The sequence below is a fragment of the Bacillota bacterium genome (genome assembly GCA_036504675.1).
Taxonomy (GTDB): Bacteria; Bacillota; Sulfobacillia; order JAJYWN01; family JAJZPE01; genus DASXUT01.
The window spans coordinates 1-17,104 of the sequence record DASXUT010000173.1; the positions used below are offsets into that span (position 1 = coordinate 1).

Sequence of the window (17,104 nt, forward strand, 5' to 3'; positions counted from 1 at the left end):
CTCGGCGGCCCACTTGTCACCCAGTTTGATGACCTCCGCCTGATGGAGCGGATAGAGGGTCGGGAACGAGGTCAAGCCGAGGAAGTACGGGGTGGGGGCCTCGAGGGTGACCTCGAGGGTGTAGTCGCCCTTGGCCTTGACGCCGAGGGCGTCGGTCAATGCCTTGATCTTCGCCTCATCCTTGGCGTCCGCCGTGTTCAGGGCCGTCCCGCCCTTGATGTAGTAAAGCTGATAGGCATAGCCAGACCCGGTCCGCGGGTCGAGGGCCCTCTTCCAGGACCACTCGAAGTCCTTCGCGGTGACCGGGTCGCCGTTGGTCCACTTCGCGTTCTTGCGGAGATGGAAGGTATAGGACTTCCCGTCAGCCGAGGGGTCCCACTTCTCGGCCACCCCGGGGATGGGTGTGTTGTTGGCGTCCATCCTGGTCAGGCCTTCGTACATTTGGGAAGCCACGTTGAACTCAGACACGCCCGACTGCAGGTGCGGGTCAAGGGTCTCCGGCTCGGCCACGCCGAGGTTGTACCGGAGGGTCTGGTCCGTGGCCACATCCCCGGTGACCTGGGCCGGCTTCTTGGCGCAGCCCGCGGTCAGCGCGATGGCCATACTGAAAATCAACACAAAAGCAAACAACCGCTTGGACATAAGGTTCCTACGACCCCCTTCGGAATCTCTCTTTTTCCGACGGAAGTCTGCGGGGTGTGCTTGGGCTTCTCAGGCGTCCTTTGCTGCGTTTGAAGTGCGATCAAGGCTGATGAACTGCCGCGTATTCCCCGGACTTACCGTCCCCTTTTCATCGCCGACAGGGACCCAGGGAAAGAAACCGTTATCCTATTGACCCCCGACCTCTCACCCCCTGCGGTGGACCTTGCGGGAATTGTGGCCCTTGCCACGGTTTTGACACAAGGTATCTAATTCGCTCCTAATTCCAGGAATTCCTGCGCTCCTTCCTAAAGGTTACAGCCTTGACAGAAGTCCCATTTAGCTTGACTTTATCTTGGCCGGCCGCGGCGCTGCGGTCCGAACGGGCCGGTCCGGGCCAGACAAAAAAAGCGCCCCCGCCGCGGCGGAACGCTTTTCTTGGATCGGCCGGGACCGCCCCCCTCTCGGTTTCGTTACCTCACTGGTTCGACTGGCTTGGCGTCTGACTGGGAACCTCGTAGAAGGGGCAGGTCCCGTTGGCGCCCGGACCCATCCCGTGGCCCCGACAACCTCGCCCGTAGCTCTGACCGGCGTTCTCCGACCGTCCCACGGTCGTCCGTTCGATGTTCGTGGTGACGTTGGCCCTGACCGCGCTCAGGCCCTCGTCGGCCTGGGCCTGGGTGATTCGGCCGGCCTTGACCACCTTGGCCTCATCCACGCCCTTGCCGGCGGCGATGTCGGCCAGGGACTTCCCGGCTTGGCGCTCGGCGCCGCTGCCGGTCGATCTCGAGAAGCCCGTCGATGTGGGCCTGGAAGCGCTCTTGGCCGCAACGTCTGCCCCTCCAAAACAAACTCCCGCCCCACGGCCACATGGCCGCTAGGGGCGGGGCTGTTTCCCGCGGTGCCACCCTGTTTCAGCCGATCGCCGGCCCGCGCGTGTTGGGACGGGGCTGACCGGCCCTCGCTCCGGCGCTACCGGGCCGGACCCGTGCGGCTTTCGCCGCTTCCTCCAGGGTGGATTCAGCCTGCTGCGCCGGCTCGCACCAACCGCCGGCTCTCTGCGGGTCCAGGCTTACTTGGCCCTTTCCTTGGAAGGCCAATCACAATACGCGCCGTTTCGGGCTTGGCCAGTCGAGGCGCTCCCCGCCCGGCCGGTCCGCTCGAACCTTACAGGCAGAGCATTTCGGCCACTCTGGTAAAGATCCTCTCGGTGGCCATGATGTCGTCGACTGAACTCCATTCGTCGACCGTGTGGGCCTGCCGGATGGAGCCGCTGCCGAAGACGAAGGCGTCCTTGTTCCCCGTGCGGTAGGAGACGATGGAGGCGTCGGTATAGCCCCGGAGGCCGCGGGGTTCGGGCCGCCCGCCCAGGACCTCCTGGTAGGCGTCGGTCAAGGCCTTGTAGAGTGGCGAGTCCCGGTCGCTCTCGACCGGCGGCCGGTCGATGTTTATCTGCCGGACCTCGGCCGTCAGGCCGGGGAGGATGCTGGAGGCCGTGGCGGCCACGCCCCGCAGCAGGTCGGTGACACTCTTGACGGTCATCGGCGGGACCGCCCGGACGTCGATCTCCACCCGGCAGCGGTCCGGGACGACGTTGGTCTTGACCCCACCCTCGATGACGCTGAAGGTCACCGTGGGCCCGCCGGTCAGGGGATGCGAATACGGCAGTTCGGCGAAGCGCCGCTTGATCTCCCGGATCAGTTCGGCCGCGCCGTAGACGGCGTCGACGCCCACTTCCGGCGAACCGGCGTGGGACATCTTGCCCCTGGTGGCCAGCTCGAACCACATGACCCCCTTGTGGGCGACGATGACCTCCATCCCGGTCCCGTCCGGGGCGATGATCAGGGTGTCCTTGCCCACCGTCCCGCCGGCCAGGAGGCCGATGGCCCCGAGCATGTGCGTGCCTTCCTCGTCGGCGGTGGCGCAGACGAGGAGGTCCCGCTTGAGCGGTCGCCCGCTCCGGGCGATGTTCCGGGCGGCCACCATCGAGGCGGCCAGGCCGCTCTTCATGTCGGCCGAGCCTCGCCCATAGAGGCGGCCGTCCTTGATCACCCCGGCGAAGGGGTCGACGGTCCACCCGCTCCCGACCGGGACGGTGTCCATGTGGCCCACGAAGGCCAGGGCCGGAACGGCCGGGCCGCCGCTCCGCGGAATGCGGGCGATGACGTTGGGACGGCCCGGCGCGGCCACGATCACTTTCACGTCGGAAATCCCGTTCTCCTTGAACCACTGGGCGACGAAGGCCGCCACTTCGCCCTCCGTATGCCCGGGGTTCTCGCTGTTGATGGCGATGAGCCGCCTGGCGAGGGCGACGACTTCCGAGTCGGCACCGGTATAAGCCATGGCTTGAACGATAGCCTCCCTTGTTGGGACTCCGGCCTCAGGCGCCCAGGTAGGCGTTCTTGACCTCTTCGTTCTGCAGGAGTTCTTTCGGCGAGCCCTCGAGGGCGATCTTGCCAGTCTCCAAGACGTAGGCCCGGGTGGCCACGTTGAGGGCCATCCGCGCGTTCTGCTCGACCAGGAGGATGCTCGTCCCGGTCTTCTGGATCTCGCTGATGGTCTTGAAGACCTGGCCCACCAGGAGCGGGGCCAGACCGATGGACGGCTCGTCGAGCATGAGCAACTTGGGCCGGCTCATGATGCCGCGGGCGGTGGCCAGCATCTGCTGCTCGCCGCCGCTGAGCGACCAGGCCAGCTGGTTCCGCCGTTCCTTCAGGCGCGGGAAGAGGGCGAACACCTTGTCCAGGTCGGCGTCGATCTTCATCCCCCGCCGCCGCCAGCTGACCGTGCCCATCTGCAGGTTCTCGAAGACGGTCAGGCCCGGGAAGACGCCGCGGTCCTCGGGGACGAGGGCCAGCCCCATGGGGACGATGCTGTCGGTCGGCAAGGCCTCGATGCGCTGGCCGCCAAACTCGATGGTCCCCGCGAACGGGTGGTACATCCCGACGACCGTCTTGAGGATGGACGACTTGCCCGCGCCATTGGCCCCGAGGAGGGTTACGACCTCGCCTTCCTCGACCTTGAGGGAGACGTCGAAGAGGGCCTGGGCCGGGCCGTAGGCGAGGGAGACACCGTTAACTGATAGCAGCATTGTCTTCCCTCCTCCCCAGGTAGGCCTCGATGACGGCGTCGTTGTTCCGAATCTCTTCAGGGACGCCGTCGGCGATCTTGAGGCCGAAGTTCATGACGGCGATCCGCTTGGCCAGCGCCATGACCACCGGCATGTGGTGTTCGATGAGCAGGATACTGACGCCGGACTGGTTGATCCGCCTGATCACGTCGACCAGCCATTCCTTCTCGGACGGGTTCATGCCGGCCGCCGGCTCGTCCAGGATCAGCAGCTTCGGCTCGGTGGCCAGGGCCCGGGCCATCTCCAGGACCCGCTGCCGACCCAGGGTCAGGCTCTTGCCCGGCTGATCCTTGAACGGCTTCAGTTCGACCAGTTCCAGGAGTTCCTCGGCCCGCTTGCGGAGTCCGGCTTCCTCCCTGGCGAGCCTCGGCGAGTTCAGGATGACATCGGTGAGGTTGGTCTTGCTTTGCGAGTAGAAGCCCACCATCACGTTCTCGAGCACCGACAGGGTCCCGAAGAGACGGATGGTCTGGAAGGTCCGGCTGACGTGGAGATGGGAGATGGTGTGCGCCGGCAGGTTGGTGATGTTCCGGCCTTCCAGCTTGATCTCGCCCCCGTCGGTGCGGTAGACGCCGCTGACCAGGTTGACCAGGGTGCTCTTGCCGGAGCCGTTCGGCCCGATGAGGCCGCGGATCTCGCCCGGTTCGATGGTCACGTCGACCTCGTTGACGGCCACGAGGCCGCCGAAGCGCTTGCTGACCCGAGTCACTTCAAGCAGTGCCAAGCTCGATCACCTCTTTCCCGCGGACGTCTGGGCCGCTGGCGCGCGCCGCCCGGCGGCGAAACGCGAACGGACCTTGTCCCACAAGCTGATCACACCGCCCGGGAGGAACAGGACGATGAGCAGGATACCAAGACCATACATGGCCATGTAGTAGTCCTTCAGGAAGCGCAGCCACTCCGGCAGGAAGGTCAGCAAGAAGGCCCCGATGATGACGCCGGGGATAGAGCCGCGGCCGCCGACCATGACCATCGTCAGGACGCGGGCCGACTCCTCGAAGGTAAAGGTGCCGGGGTCGACGTAGCGCATCAGGAAGGCGTAGAGCGTGCCGGCCACGCCGCCGAAGGCCGCCCCGAGGACGAAGGCCAGCACCTTATGGTAGTAAGTGTTGATGCCGAGGGCCCGGGCGGCGACCTCGCTGCCGCGGACGGCCTCGAAGGCCCGTCCCAGCTTCGAGACGCGGATGCGGTTGGCGACGTAGACCATGATGATGAGCAGCGTCAGGGACAGGTAGTAATAGGACCAGTGGGTCTTCAAGACCAGGGGCCCGATGCTGGCGTACTTGATGCCGGAGAGCCCGAGGGCGCCGCCGGTCACCGGGGTCCAGTTCTGGAAGATGAGCCGCATGATCTCGCCGAAGGCGATGGTCATGAAGGCGAGGTAATGTCCGCCGATGCGGATCGTGGGGAGGCCGACCATCAGCCCGAAGAGCATGGCCACAACCACCGCCCCGATGAGGGCCAGCGGGAAGGGGAGCCCGAGCCTGACCGCCAGGATGCCGCTGGTGTAGGCCCCGATGCCGGAGAAGGCCAGCGACGCCAGATTGAGCATGCCGGTCATCCCGAAGACGACGTTCAGGCCGAGGGCCAGGATGACGAAGATGATCGCCATGTTCAGGAGGAACATGATATACGGCGAAGAGACCACCTGGGGGAGGACCAGCAGCGCCACCAGGCCGATGAGGTACCAGAGATACGAGCGCATGAACCGCAAGGTCATTCCCCCTCTCACACTTTCTCGGCGATCCGTTCGCCGAAGATCCCCCGCGGCAGGAAGACAAGGATGGCAAGGAGCGCGACGAAGGTGTAGGCGTCCTTGTAGACTGGCGAGATGAAGGCCGTCGCGAAGGCCTCCACCAGGCCCAGGAGGAGCCCGCCGACGATGGCCCCGGGGATGCTGCCGAACCCGCCGACGATGGTCGCCGCGAAGCCCTTGGTCATCGTGGCCATGCCCATGTCGATGGTCAGGAAGAAGATCGGGGCGACGAGGATGCCGGCGACTGACCCAAGCAGAGCGGCGAAGAAGTAGGTCAGGGCGACCATCTGGGAGACCTTGATCCCCATCAGCGTCGCGGCCCGCTTGTTCTGGGCGGTGGCCCGCATCATCGCGCCGACCGTCGTCTTCATCATGAACAGATAGAACAGGAGGATCAGGCCGCCCGTCATCGCGAGAATGAGGACGTGCTGCTTGACGATGCTGACCCCGGCGACCCGCCAGACGCCCCCGAAGTACTCGGGGTAGGGGCGGGCAATGGCTCCCCAGATGATCTTGACCATGTTCCGGAGGAACAGGCCGACCCCCAGGGTGCTGACGATGACGAACTCGAAGGTCGCATTGCGCAGCGGCCAGTAGACCACGCGCTGGAAGACGGTCGCCCCGAAGAGGGCGATGACCGCGACGGCCACCAGCATGGCCAGGTACCAGGGTATAATGCCCATCAGGCTGGCGCTGACGTAGGCAGCCAGGAGGACGAACTCTCCCTGGGCGAAGTTGAACGTCTCAGTGGTGTTGTAGATAACCACGATGGCTAGGGCCATCAGGGCGTAGATGCTTCCCTGCGCCAAACCGTTGACGGCGATCTGGACCAGGCTGGCCATTGGCGTGCCTCCAATCAGTCTCGGTGGGGGCCCGGGCGGAGGGACGCGCCCGCCGCCGGGTCCACCGGTGTTAAACCGATCCGCCAGCTTACTTCCAGGCGATGTTGTCGATGTACTTGAGGCCGCCGACGCCCGTCGGATCGATCTTGACGATGACGCCGGCCCACACGCCGAGGTTCTTGTCGTCGAAGGAGTAGTTGGTCATGACGCCCTTCCAGTTCTTGAGGGCCGCCAGGCCGTCGCGGACGTTCTGAGCGGTCAGCGGCTTCTTGTCGGCGTCGAGCTGCTTAATGACGTCGGCGAGCATGTAGATGCGGTCATAATTGTGCATGGCCGTCCGGTCCGGGATCTTGTTGTACTTGGTCTGGTAGGCCTTGGCGAAGTCCTGGACCCTCTGGTCGGGGTTGCCCGGGCTGTTGTCGGTGACGCTGAGGACCTCGATCTTTGCGGCGTACTTGCCGGCCAGTTCGACCACCTGCGGATGGGCGTAGTAGCTGCCCATGACCGTCTTGATCTGGCTGGTCAGACCGAGCTCGCCGATCGCCTTGACGATGAGGCCGGCCTCGGTCGGGTGCGACCAGCCGAGGAGGGTGTCGGCGCCGGACTTCTTGATCGCCATGAGCTGGCCGGTGAAGTCCTTGTCGCCGATGGTGTACGCTTGGACCGTCAGGGGCTGGAGGTTGTAGTTGGCGAGCGCGGCCTTCAGGGATTCCATACCGCCCTGACCGAAGTCGTCGGTGTCGTAGATGATGGCGAACTTGTTGCGATTCTCTTTTTCGACGAGGTACTTGACGGTAAGAGAGGCATTGACGCTGTCGTCAGCGACAGTATGGAAGTAGAAGTTGTTCCAGTCCGGGACCTTGTTGAGCTTGGCGCTGGTGGCCCCGCTGAGGTAGGCCACCTTGAGCTGGCCGATGTAGGGCATGATGGGGATGGAGATGGAGCTGAGTTCAGAACCGGCCACGGCGACGATTTTCGGGTGCTCGGACATCATCTTCTGAAAGGAGCTGATGGCCGTGGCCGCCTTGCTGGCGGTGTCTTCGTAGACGAGCTCGATCTTCTTGCCGTCGATGCCGCCCTTGGCGTTGATCTCTTCGACGGCGAGCTTGGTGGCGTTGACGGCGTACTCTTCGCCGGGGGCGAAGGAGCCGGTCGTCGCCTGGAGCTGCCCGATCTGGACGGTCTTGCCGGAGGATGCCCCGCTGCAACCGGAGACGACGGTGCCGACGGCGAACATCGCCAGCACCACCGGGACCATAAGCCTGGACTTCAAGCTCATTCCTCGTTACCTCCCTTGGAGCCTAGGTAAAGCCCGATGACACTACTATTAGGGTCGCTCTCCAGGAGACTGCTTGACCCGGGGATCCTTCGTCCCCCGGCCCTGCGCTGGTGCTCCGATCCACCGCCCCCCTTTCCCGGCGCGATTCAGCGGCCTATGTAGTGGAGACAGAGAGGAAGCTAAGCGGCGCCGCTCCACCGCAACAGGAACAAGGCGACGCTCTTGGTGAAGTCCAAGAGGTCTCGCAGCTCGAGGTACTCGTCGACGCAGTGGATGTGGGAGACGTCCCCGGGGCCGTAGACGACGACCGGGATGCCCCGCTCGGCGAACCAGCCGCCGTCGACGATGGCGCCGCGGCCGGTGATCCGGGCCGGCTCGCCGCGCACGGTCTCGATGGCCGCAGCCAGGGCCAGCACCCCGGGGTCGTCCGGGTCCGTCCGGCACGGGCGGAACTCGGCCGGGTCGGCCGCCGGCAGCCACTCAATCTCCGGCGGGTGCTTGCGTAGCCATGGGTCGGCCTTGGCAGCCGCCAGGACGTGCTCCTCGAACTCCCGCCGGACGTCCTCGACCGTCTCGTTAGGCAGGCTGAAGACGGTCGCCAGGAGTTCGCACGAGCTGGGGATGACGGCCATGTTGCCGCCGCCGTGGATGGCGAAGGTATTGATCATCGCCTGCCCGGGCGGGAGGTGCGGGTGGGTCTTGAAGGCGGCCCAGTGCCGCTCCAGAGCCAGCAGGGCGGGGACGATGACCGTGGCCGTCTTCTCGAGGCAATTGGCCCCTTCGCGACCGTATCCGGCGTTGTTGAACTCACGCCGGGCCACCAGGTGCTGGCTGTACGGGGCCTTGACCCGGACGGCCACGTTCATCACCCCGATCGAGGTGACGAAGACGTCGCGGCCCCGTGCGCACTCCCCGACGATGGCGAAGTCGCCGCCGTAACCACGCTCGAGACAGGCCTTGGTGCCGGGCTCGCCGCGCTCCTCGCCCATGACGCTCTGGACGGTGACGTCGCCCTTGAGCTTGTAGCCCAGGGCCTTCAGGGCCTGGAGGGCGAAGATGAAGCCGGCCAGCCCGCTCTTCATGTCACTGGTGCCCCGGCCGTACATCCGGTCTCCGTCGATCTCGCCGCCGAAGGGCGGGTGGCGCCAGGACCCGGGCAGGAGAACCTCGGCCACGTCGAGGTGCCCGTTGAGGACCACCGACCTCCCGCCGCTCCGGCCCTCGAGAACGCCGACGGCGTTGGGCCGGCCCGGCAGGGCGTCGAAGACATCGACCTTCATCCCCAGGTCCTTGAGGCGGCCGGCGACCCATCCCTGGGCCGCTTTCTCGTTGCCCCCCGGCGGGTTCTGGGTGTCGAACGAGACGAGCTTCTGTAACAGGGAAAACAGCTCATTCCGATGCGCGTCCACGTAATCAAGAACATCGCGGTGGTCGGCCATCACCTGCTGGTCACGCCTCCTTAGAAGATCAGTCTCCGCGCGGCCTCGGTGAGGACGGCCGCGGCCGTCTCCAGTTCCGCCGGCGAGACGAACTCATCGACGGTGTGGGCCTGCTCCAGGCGACCCGGCCCGAAAAGGGCGCAGTGCGGGTTGCCGGTGATGGCCGAGATGATGGCCGCGTCGGTGTAGGCCGGGAAACCGGCGACCTTCATCTTCGTCCCGGTGACGGCGGCGAAGGCCGACTTGAAGCCGTCGATGACCGGCGACGCCGGGTCGGTCTCGACCGGGGGGCGGTCGATGTTGATCTGCCTGAACTCGGCCCGGAGCCCCGGGAAGCCCGCGGTGACCTCGCTCGTGACCTGACGCAGCAAGTCGGCCGAGGACGGGATGGTCATCGGCGGGACGAGGCGCATGTCGACCTCGACCCGGCAGCGGTCAGGCACGACGTTGGTCTTCTCCCCGCCCTCGATCTTCCCGTAGGTGACGGCCGGCCGGCCGAGGATGGCATGGTCATGAGGCAAAGCGGCCACGCGGTCCTTCAGGGCCGCCAGGACTCTGGCCATCCCGTGGATGGCGTCGACGCCGTGCTGTGGGTTACCGGCGTGGGCGTTCTTCCCCCGGGTGACTATCTCGTACCAGATGACGCCCTTGTGGGCCGTGAGGAGCTCGAGACCGGTGGGCTCGGTGGCCACGACCATCGTCTCTCGGCCCACGTAGCCCCGCTTGACGAGGTCGACCGCGCCGAGCATGTCCGAGCCTTCCTCATCCATGGTCGCGCAGACGAGGAAGTCCTTGCGGGGACGGCGCCCCGAGGCGGCCGCGTTCTTGAGGGCCACGAGGATGGCGGCCAGGCCGCCCTTCATGTCCGTCGATCCCCGGCCGTACAGCTTGCCGCCATCAATGGTCCCGTCGAACGGGCCGTGCACCCAACCCTCGCCGCGCGGGACGGTGTCCATGTGGCCGAGGTAAGCCAGTCCGGGCTCCCGCGTCTCGCCCCGCAGGACGCCGATGACGTTGGGCCGGCCGGGCCGGACCTCGTACGTGATGGCCTCGACCCCGGGGACGCTCTTGAGCCAGCCGGCGACGAACTCGCCGATCTTCTCCTCGCTCCCGGTCGGGTTCTCGCTGGGGATACGGACGAGGGCTTGGGTCAGTTCAGTGACCGACATCAGGACGGGGCTCCTTCCTTGGGTCAGGCTTGGTCGGCTCAGGACGGGTCGGGTCAGGACGGGTTGAGCGTGGGCAGGGTCCTTTGTGGCTGCGGGAAGAACAGAACGCGGCCGAGCCGGCCGCCCTTCCGGGCGTGGGTGATGGCCCTCTCCAGGGCCTCTTGGGGCGAACCCGCGGCGTCCACGAACATCTTCTCGAAGGTGGCCGCCGGGACGCCGGGCGAGGAGGCGAAGAGCTTGATGCCCCTGTTCTGGACCCGGGAGAGCAGGAGGGCGTGGTCCATCTGGATCTTGTAGGCCTGCGCGAGGCGTCTTATCACGCCGTCCGGGGTGGTCTCCCCAGCGTACGGCTTGAGCAGGTCGACCGACCCGACCCCCTCAGGGCAGGAGGTGTACAGGACGATGGCCCCACCCCTGGCGAGGACCGGCTCGACGGCGAAGACGGGCTTCAGGGATTGATAGAGGTTGATGTTCATGGGCCCGCCCGGCGTGGTGACAACGACGTCGGGCTGTTCTTGAAGGGCCACCACGCTGAAGGACCGCAGAAAGTCGACGGCCGCTAGGTGGGCCGCCCTGAGGTCGCCGGCGAAGACGCCGATGGGCTCCCCCGCCTTGTCGATTACGGTGTTGACCACGAAGTGCAGGCCGAGGTGGGCCGCGGCTTCCTCCATGTCCTCACTGACCGGGTTGCCCTCGAGGACGCCGATGGACGCGCGCGGGCTGAGAATCATCTCTGGCCGGTGGTTGGCGACAATCGACTCCTCACCGGCCACGCCCGGCAGGACGAGCTTGCGGCCGCCGGAGAAGCCGGCGAACTCGTGTGGCTCGACCTTGGCCAGGCCGACGCGGAGGTCGCACTCGTAGACCGTTCGATTGACCTCGACGGGGGTGCCCCGCGACGTCCGTCCCAGGCTGACGAGGGCCTCGGGGGTGTACGGGTCGTGGTTGACGACGCGCACCCGGCCGCGGAACTCGGGGCCGATTATCTCGTCCATCTCCTGGGGCGTGGCCGGCCGGTGCACGCCGATGGCCACGATGATCACGATGTCCTCGAGCCGCATCCCGCCGCGGCGCAGCTCACCCAGGATGAGCGGCACGAACCGGCCGGAGGGGGCGTTGCGGGTCGAATCCGGGACGATCACGCAGGCCCGCCGGGTCCGTCCGGCGAGTTCGGCCAGGGGCCTTGCGCCGATGGGACGCCGCAGGGCTTCCTCGTAGGCCGCCGAGTCGATGGCCGGCGGTTCTTCCATCCTCGCCAGCCCGGTAGACAGCTCGGCGCCGACGTTCATGGTCACGCCCTCGAGCTCGTCCCGATATACAACCCGCGGACCATCGCGTCTGACAGAGTACACGGCCTTGCTCCTTTCCCGGCCGGCGGTATCTTCCTCGCGCTTCCGCCGGTCTTACGGCCACCCGGATTGCCCGCGCCCAACATTTGCCAACTGTTAACAATCTGTCCGCAGGAGGCGGCGACCGCCCTTGGTTCCGATGGGGGGTGACGATTCCACAAGCCTGGCCTATTAGCTTTTTGGAAAGCGGGGCCTTTAGAACTATCAGGCCCCCGCGCCGGTCACGGCCATGGAGATGGCCACGTTGCCGTGGACCGACTTTCGCAGGAGATCGAGGCTGACCCGGTCGGTGGGTTGGTGGGCGTACTGCTCTTCGCCGGCCGAGTAGCCGATGGTCGGCAGGCCCAGCTCGACCGCGGTCAGGGCGCCGTCGGTGCCGAAGTCCCAGCGGCCGAAGCCGGGGTTCTGGCCCAGGCCGGTGAGGGCCCCGCGGACCCGCTCGACGTGCGGCTCGCACCGGTCGGTCAGGAAGGCCGGCTTGTACAGCTCGATGGTCTCCTCGATGCCCATGTAACTGCGATGGGCCAGCTGACGGAAGGCCACGGTGGCCCGGCCCTCGGGGACTTGCCGGGCGAGGATCTCCTTGAATTGAGCGATTGTTGACTGTCTGTCCTCTGAAGGAAGGAAGCGGCGGTCGACCCAGATGGTGCAGCGGTCGGGGATGATGCTGCCCCAGCCGGGGGAGGCGAGGATGTTGGTCACCGCGGCGCTCGACTTCCCGAGGAAGGCGTCCTCCGGCAAGGCGTCGGCCATCGCCCGGACGGCCTCGACCACCGGGGCCATCAGGTAGACCGCGTTGACCCCGCGCCAAGGCGAACTGCTGTGGCCGATCTGGCCCAAGGTCGAGATCTCGAACTCGGCCCGGCCCCGGTGGCCGAGGTAGATGTCGAGGCTCGTCGCCTCGGCCAGGACCACCAGGCCGATCCGGCCCAAATAGCCGCTCAGGACCTCGCCGGCCAGGCGGCGCATCCCCCACATGTCGCCGGGTTCCTCGTCGACCACGCCGGTGACGATGATGTCGCCGCCGTGGGCCAGGCCGGCCTTCTTGACCAGCGCCGCCGCGTAGACTTGGGCGGCGATGGCCCCCTTGACATCGCTGGCGCCACGGCCGTGGAGGTACCCGTCGCGGACCAGACCCTCGTAGGGCGGGTAGGTCCAGGCCTCGGGGTTGCCGGGGGAGACGTGGTCCATGTGGAAGTTGTAGAGGACATGTTCGCCGCGCCCGTCGCCGCGGATGACCCCGACGACGTTGCCGGTCGAGTCGGCGAAGACCTGGTCGTAGCCCAGCCGGGTCATCTCCGCCCGAATGAGCTCGGCGACGACCCGTTCCTGTCCGCTGATGCTTGGCGTACGGACCAGGCGCCGGGCGAAGTCCACCAGGTCGTCCCAGGCTGCGTCGACATAGCGGTCCAATTCGCGGAGCCCCTCACCGGTCACTGCCGGCCGCCTCCTGCTTTTTCGGTGCGTTGGTCGTGCGCACGCCCGTGGTTCGCCCATCCTCGGCCTCCCCCGTCGCGGGCCCAGTCCCCGCGCCCTCCTCGGACCGATAAGCCTGGGCCAAGAGTTCGACGGCGTGGACCACCTTGGCCGGGACCCCGTGCTTCTTCAGGCCATAGCCCAAATTGAGCTGGCAGGCCGGGCAACCGGTGGCCAGGATTTCGGCCTTGGTCTCGGCCACGTGGGCCACCTTGCGCCCGAGGATCTCGTCGGAGAGCTGAACGTGGGTCAGCATGTAGGAACCGGCCGCGCCGCAGCAGGCGTCGGCTTCTTTCATCTCCCGGAAGTCGAGGCCCGGGATGCTCTTCAGGACGGCCCGCGGCTCGGCCGTGACCTTGAGATGACGGCAGAGGTGGCACGGGTCGTGGTAGGTGACCGAGGTCTTGACCTCGCCCCGCGGTTTGGCGAAGCCGATCTCCACCAGGTACTTGGAGATGTCCCGGACCTTCATCGACAAGGCCCGGGCCTTGGCCCGGTAATCCGGGTCGTCGGCCAGGAGTTCCGCGTACTCGGCCAGGGTCGAGGTGCAACTGCCGCAATCGCTGACGACGGCCTCGACGTCGAGACCGGCGAAGCGGTCAAGGTTCCGTCGGGCCATCTCTTTGGCCGTCTCCGTGTCCCCATAGGCCAGGGCCGGCAGGCCGCAGCAGACGGCCTCGGGCACTTCGACGCGAACCCTGTTCCGCTGGAGGACGTCGATGGTGGCGATCCCGGGAGCGTGGTTGAGACGGTTTGTCGCGCACCCGATGAAATAGGCGACCTTGTGGGCGGGTCCGTCGACGACCTTCAGATACCGCGGCGACTGCGACTGCAGGCTTCGCCGCTCGGTCCTCTCGACCAGCCGGTTGGCCTTGGCGACGATACCGGCGACGCGCTCCAGCCGGGTGACGATGGTCACCGGCCGAAGCGTCTTGGTGTAATAGCCGAGCAGGGTCACGACCGTGTTAAAGTGCCTGGGGTTGCGGAGGATCCTGACCACCGCCCGGGCGACGGCCGGCTTCCCCTGGGTCTTCATCAGTTCCTCACGGGCGGCCAGCATGATCTGGTCCGTCCGGACGCCCGAAGGGCAGGCGGCGACGCACTTCTGGCACAGGAGGCACTCGTAGATGGGGGCCAAGGTCTCGGGGCCGACAGGCAGCTTGCCCTCGATCATCGCCCGGACAAGCGCGATGCGGCCGCGGGCGACCGACCACTCGACCCGCGTCTCGGCGTACGTCGGGCAGACGGCCTGGCAGCCGCCGCACCGGTTGCACTTCGCGACCTCTTCGTAAATGGTCTTGAGGCTCATACGCGATACACCCCGAAGATGTTGGTCGGGTCGAAGTACTCCTTGACCCCGGCCGCGAGGCCGGCGTCGTCCCGACGGCCATACAGAGGTTCGAAGGCGGAGGACGGCCAGGCCCGGCCGCGGATCATGGGATAGATCGCCCCGCCCGATCGGCCCAGTCCTTCGGCCAGAGGGGCCAGGCCACTCAGGGCGCCCTGCCCGTCCGGGATGATGAAGGCGTCGGCGACGCCGTTGGTGACGTGAGCGTAGACCGCCAGCCCGGCCCGGGCGGACGCGGCCAACCGGGTGAGGCCGCCGTGGAGTTCGGTGAGCCCGGCGGGCGGGAAGCCGATCCTGAGCCAGGCGGCCTGGCCAGAAGCGGTGAACCTGACGGCGGACTCGGTCCGGGCCTCCCAGAAGGCCGCGGCCCCGTCCTTGGAGAGCCGCTCGAGGCACGCCCCGGGGGCTTCGGCCATCGTCTCGAGCCTGGCGACCTGCGCCGCGACCCCGGACTGACTGCCCTCGAAGCGGACAATCAGCCGGACTGCGGGCTTGCCGTTGTTCGCCTGCGAGGCGGCGCCGGCGCGGGGGTCGAAGTCGGCGAAGTCGAGGGCGGCGGGGATGATGTCGTTCTGGGCCCGCAGGGACCCGGCGAACCGGCTCAGGACGTCGACCGAGGCGAAGGAGACAAGGAGCGTCTCCGTCTCCGGGATGGGATAGACACGGATGGTGGCGTCGAGGATGACGCCGAGGGTGCCCCAGGACCCGATGAGCAGCCGCTTGACGTCGAAGCCGGCGACGTTCTTGACCGTGCGCCCGCCGAAGTGGAGGCTGCGCCCGTCGGCCACGGCCACGCTGAGGCCGAGGACGTTATCGCGGATTTCCCCGTAACGCGGCCGGTAGGAGCCGGCGTCCCCGGTGGCGAGGATGCCGCCGAGGGTGGCCTGCCTGGCCCAGTAAGGGTCGGCCGGGAAGAAGAAGCCTTCGGAAGCCAGCGCCGCCTGGAGCTCAGCCAGACTGACGCCGGCGGAGGCGCGGACGATGAGGTTCTCGCGGTCGAGGTCGAGGACCTTCGGGAGCCGCGTCAGGTCCAGCCGGACGGCCCCCGCGGGGGTGTCCTGGCGGGGCCCGACGGCGAGCTTGGTCCCGGCGCCCGAGGGCACCAGGGTCAGGCCCTTGGCCCTGGCCTCGGCCAGGGCTTCGACGACCTCCCGGGGCGCGGGGTCCCTGGTCACGGCGCCCGGGGCGTTCGCGGCCGGGGCCCTCTCGATGGCCTCAGGCGGGATGACCTTTCCCGGGTTGAGGAGTCCCGAGGGGTCGAAGACCCGCTTCAATCCGGCCATGAAGATCATCTCGTCGCGGCTGAACATGAGCGGCATGCCCGGCAGCTTCAAGCGGCCGACGCCGTGTTCACCGGTGATGGTCCCGCCCATCCGGGCCGCGGCCTTCATGATCTCGAGGTTGGCGGCGTGCATTCGCGCGGTCTCGGCCGCATCGCGTTCATCGTAGAGGACGACCGGGTGGAAGTTGCCGTCGCCGGCGTGGAAGACGTTGCCGATGACCAAGTCATGACGCTTTCCGATGTCCTTGATCGTCCGCAACATCTCCGGGAGCAGGCTCGGAGGCACGCCCACGTCTTCCTCGGCATAGGACGGCCGCAACCGGGCCAGGGAACCCACGGCCTCCCGGCGGCCGCGCCACAGGAGTTCCCTCTCCGGTTCTGAGCCGGCCACCCGGACCTCGCGGGCGCCGTGCTCGTGGCAGATCCGGTCGACCCGGGCAGCATCTTCGGCCACGGCCTCAGGCGTCCCGTCGACCTCGATCAGCAGGACGGCCTCGGCGTCGAGGGGATAGCCGACCTTCACGTTCTGCTCGACGGCCTGGAGGACGATGTCGTCGATGAGTTCGATGGTCGCCGGGGTCACGCCGGCGGCAATCATGAACGAGACCGTGTGCGCGGCATCATCGAGATGGTTGAAGATGGCCATCAGGGTGCGGGCCTCGACCGGCAGGTTCAACAACTTCAGCCGGGCCTTGGTGACCACGCCGAAGCTGCCCTCGGAGCCGATGAGGGCGCCGGTCAGGTCATAGCCCGGCGTGTAGTCGGAGACGCCGCCGGTGTGGACTACCTCGCCCGTGGACAGGGCCGCCTCGAGGCCGACGACCCAGCGGTTGGTGACCCCGTACTTGACGCACTTCGGGCCGCCGGAATTCTCGGCGACGTTCCCGCCGAGCGTGGACACGGCCATGCTGGCCGGGTCGGGCGGGAAGAAGCGGCCCCGGGCGGCGACGGCGTCCTGGAGTTCCTGGTTGCGGAGGCCGGGTTCGACGAGGGCCCGGGCGTTCCCGTCGTCGACGGTCAGGAGCCGGTTCATCCGGCTCGTCTCGAGGATAGCCGCCTGGCCCTTGACGAAGGTGGTCGCCCCGCTCAGGTTGGTCCCGGCGCCGCGGGTAATGACGGGGAAGCCGCTCCTCGTCAGGATGGCGAGGCAAGCGGCGACCTGTTCGGGCGTGCGGGGCAGGACCACGGCCAGGGGAAGCCGGCCGAGGCTCGTGCCGTCATACTGATAGACGGTCCGGTCGATGACGCGGCTGAGGATGCCATCGCGGCCCACGACGCGCGAGAGCTCCTTCGACACCTGCGGCGGAAGGGTCTGCGGGGTGGGTTCATCATGGGAGTTGTTGTGGCGATTGGGTTCGTTGACCTCAGACAGCGTGGGAATCCCTTCTCTCTTCC

14 protein-coding genes are annotated in these 17,104 nt (G+C 67.2%); all 14 read right to left on the reverse strand.

The window, feature by feature from the left end:
• The coding region (locus VGL40_13570) for an ABC transporter substrate-binding protein (GenBank protein ID HEY3316292.1) at nucleotides 1-642 on the reverse strand (642 nt) is incomplete at its 3' end.
• A 475-nt stretch (nucleotides 643-1,117) separates the two neighbouring features.
• Nucleotides 1,118-1,357, reverse strand: a complete 240-nt coding sequence (locus VGL40_13575) for a hypothetical protein (protein HEY3316293.1) — start codon at nucleotides 1,355-1,357, stop codon at nucleotides 1,118-1,120.
• Nucleotides 1,358-1,806: 449 nt separating this feature from the next.
• Nucleotides 1,807-2,982 (reverse strand): M20 family metallopeptidase, encoded by a 1,176-nt coding sequence (locus VGL40_13580; protein HEY3316294.1) that lies wholly within the window; start codon nucleotides 2,980-2,982, stop codon nucleotides 1,807-1,809.
• A gap of 37 nt (nucleotides 2,983-3,019) precedes the next feature.
• Nucleotides 3,020-3,730: an ABC transporter ATP-binding protein gene (locus VGL40_13585; GenBank protein ID HEY3316295.1), complete on the reverse strand. Its 711-nt coding sequence runs from the start codon at nucleotides 3,728-3,730 to the stop codon at nucleotides 3,020-3,022.
• Nucleotides 3,714-4,493, reverse strand: a complete 780-nt coding sequence (locus VGL40_13590; GenBank protein HEY3316296.1) for an ABC transporter ATP-binding protein — start codon at nucleotides 4,491-4,493, stop codon at nucleotides 3,714-3,716. The genes VGL40_13585 and VGL40_13590 overlap by 17 nt, the downstream gene beginning before the upstream one ends.
• 6 nt (nucleotides 4,494-4,499) lie before the next feature.
• The gene (locus VGL40_13595; GenBank protein ID HEY3316297.1) at nucleotides 4,500-5,474 is read right to left on the reverse strand and encodes a branched-chain amino acid ABC transporter permease; all 975 of its coding nucleotides are present in this window, start codon (nucleotides 5,472-5,474) and stop codon (nucleotides 4,500-4,502) included.
• Nucleotides 5,475-5,497: 23 nt separating this feature from the next.
• Nucleotides 5,498-6,367, reverse strand: coding sequence for a branched-chain amino acid ABC transporter permease (locus VGL40_13600; GenBank protein ID HEY3316298.1), 870 nt, complete (start codon nucleotides 6,365-6,367; stop codon nucleotides 5,498-5,500).
• An 88-nt stretch (nucleotides 6,368-6,455) separates the two neighbouring features.
• Complete coding sequence (locus VGL40_13605; GenBank protein HEY3316299.1) at nucleotides 6,456-7,646, reverse strand: ABC transporter substrate-binding protein; 1,191 nt, start codon at nucleotides 7,644-7,646, stop codon at nucleotides 6,456-6,458.
• Between the two features lie 179 nt (nucleotides 7,647-7,825).
• Complete coding sequence (locus VGL40_13610; GenBank protein HEY3316300.1) at nucleotides 7,826-9,085, reverse strand: ArgE/DapE family deacylase; 1,260 nt, start codon at nucleotides 9,083-9,085, stop codon at nucleotides 7,826-7,828.
• A 20-nt stretch (nucleotides 9,086-9,105) separates the two neighbouring features.
• Entirely contained in the window at nucleotides 9,106-10,254 is a 1,149-nt protein-coding gene (locus VGL40_13615) for a M20 family metallopeptidase (GenBank protein ID HEY3316301.1), read from the reverse strand.
• A gap of 53 nt (nucleotides 10,255-10,307) precedes the next feature.
• Complete coding sequence (gene larA / locus VGL40_13620; GenBank protein ID HEY3316302.1) at nucleotides 10,308-11,606, reverse strand: nickel-dependent lactate racemase; 1,299 nt, start codon at nucleotides 11,604-11,606, stop codon at nucleotides 10,308-10,310.
• A gap of 201 nt (nucleotides 11,607-11,807) precedes the next feature.
• Complete coding sequence (locus VGL40_13625) at nucleotides 11,808-13,040, reverse strand: M20/M25/M40 family metallo-hydrolase (GenBank protein ID HEY3316303.1); 1,233 nt, start codon at nucleotides 13,038-13,040, stop codon at nucleotides 11,808-11,810.
• Nucleotides 13,030-14,388 carry a (Fe-S)-binding protein gene (locus VGL40_13630; GenBank protein HEY3316304.1) on the reverse strand — a complete coding sequence of 453 codons (1,359 nt, stop codon included), beginning with the start codon at nucleotides 14,386-14,388 and terminating at the stop codon, nucleotides 13,030-13,032. The genes VGL40_13625 and VGL40_13630 overlap by 11 nt, the downstream gene beginning before the upstream one ends.
• Nucleotides 14,385-16,982 carry an FAD-linked oxidase C-terminal domain-containing protein gene (locus VGL40_13635; GenBank protein HEY3316305.1) on the reverse strand — a complete coding sequence of 866 codons (2,598 nt, stop codon included), beginning with the start codon at nucleotides 16,980-16,982 and terminating at the stop codon, nucleotides 14,385-14,387. Before VGL40_13635 ends, VGL40_13630 begins: the two co-directional genes overlap by 4 nt.
• Between the last annotated feature and the right edge of the window lie 122 nt (nucleotides 16,983-17,104).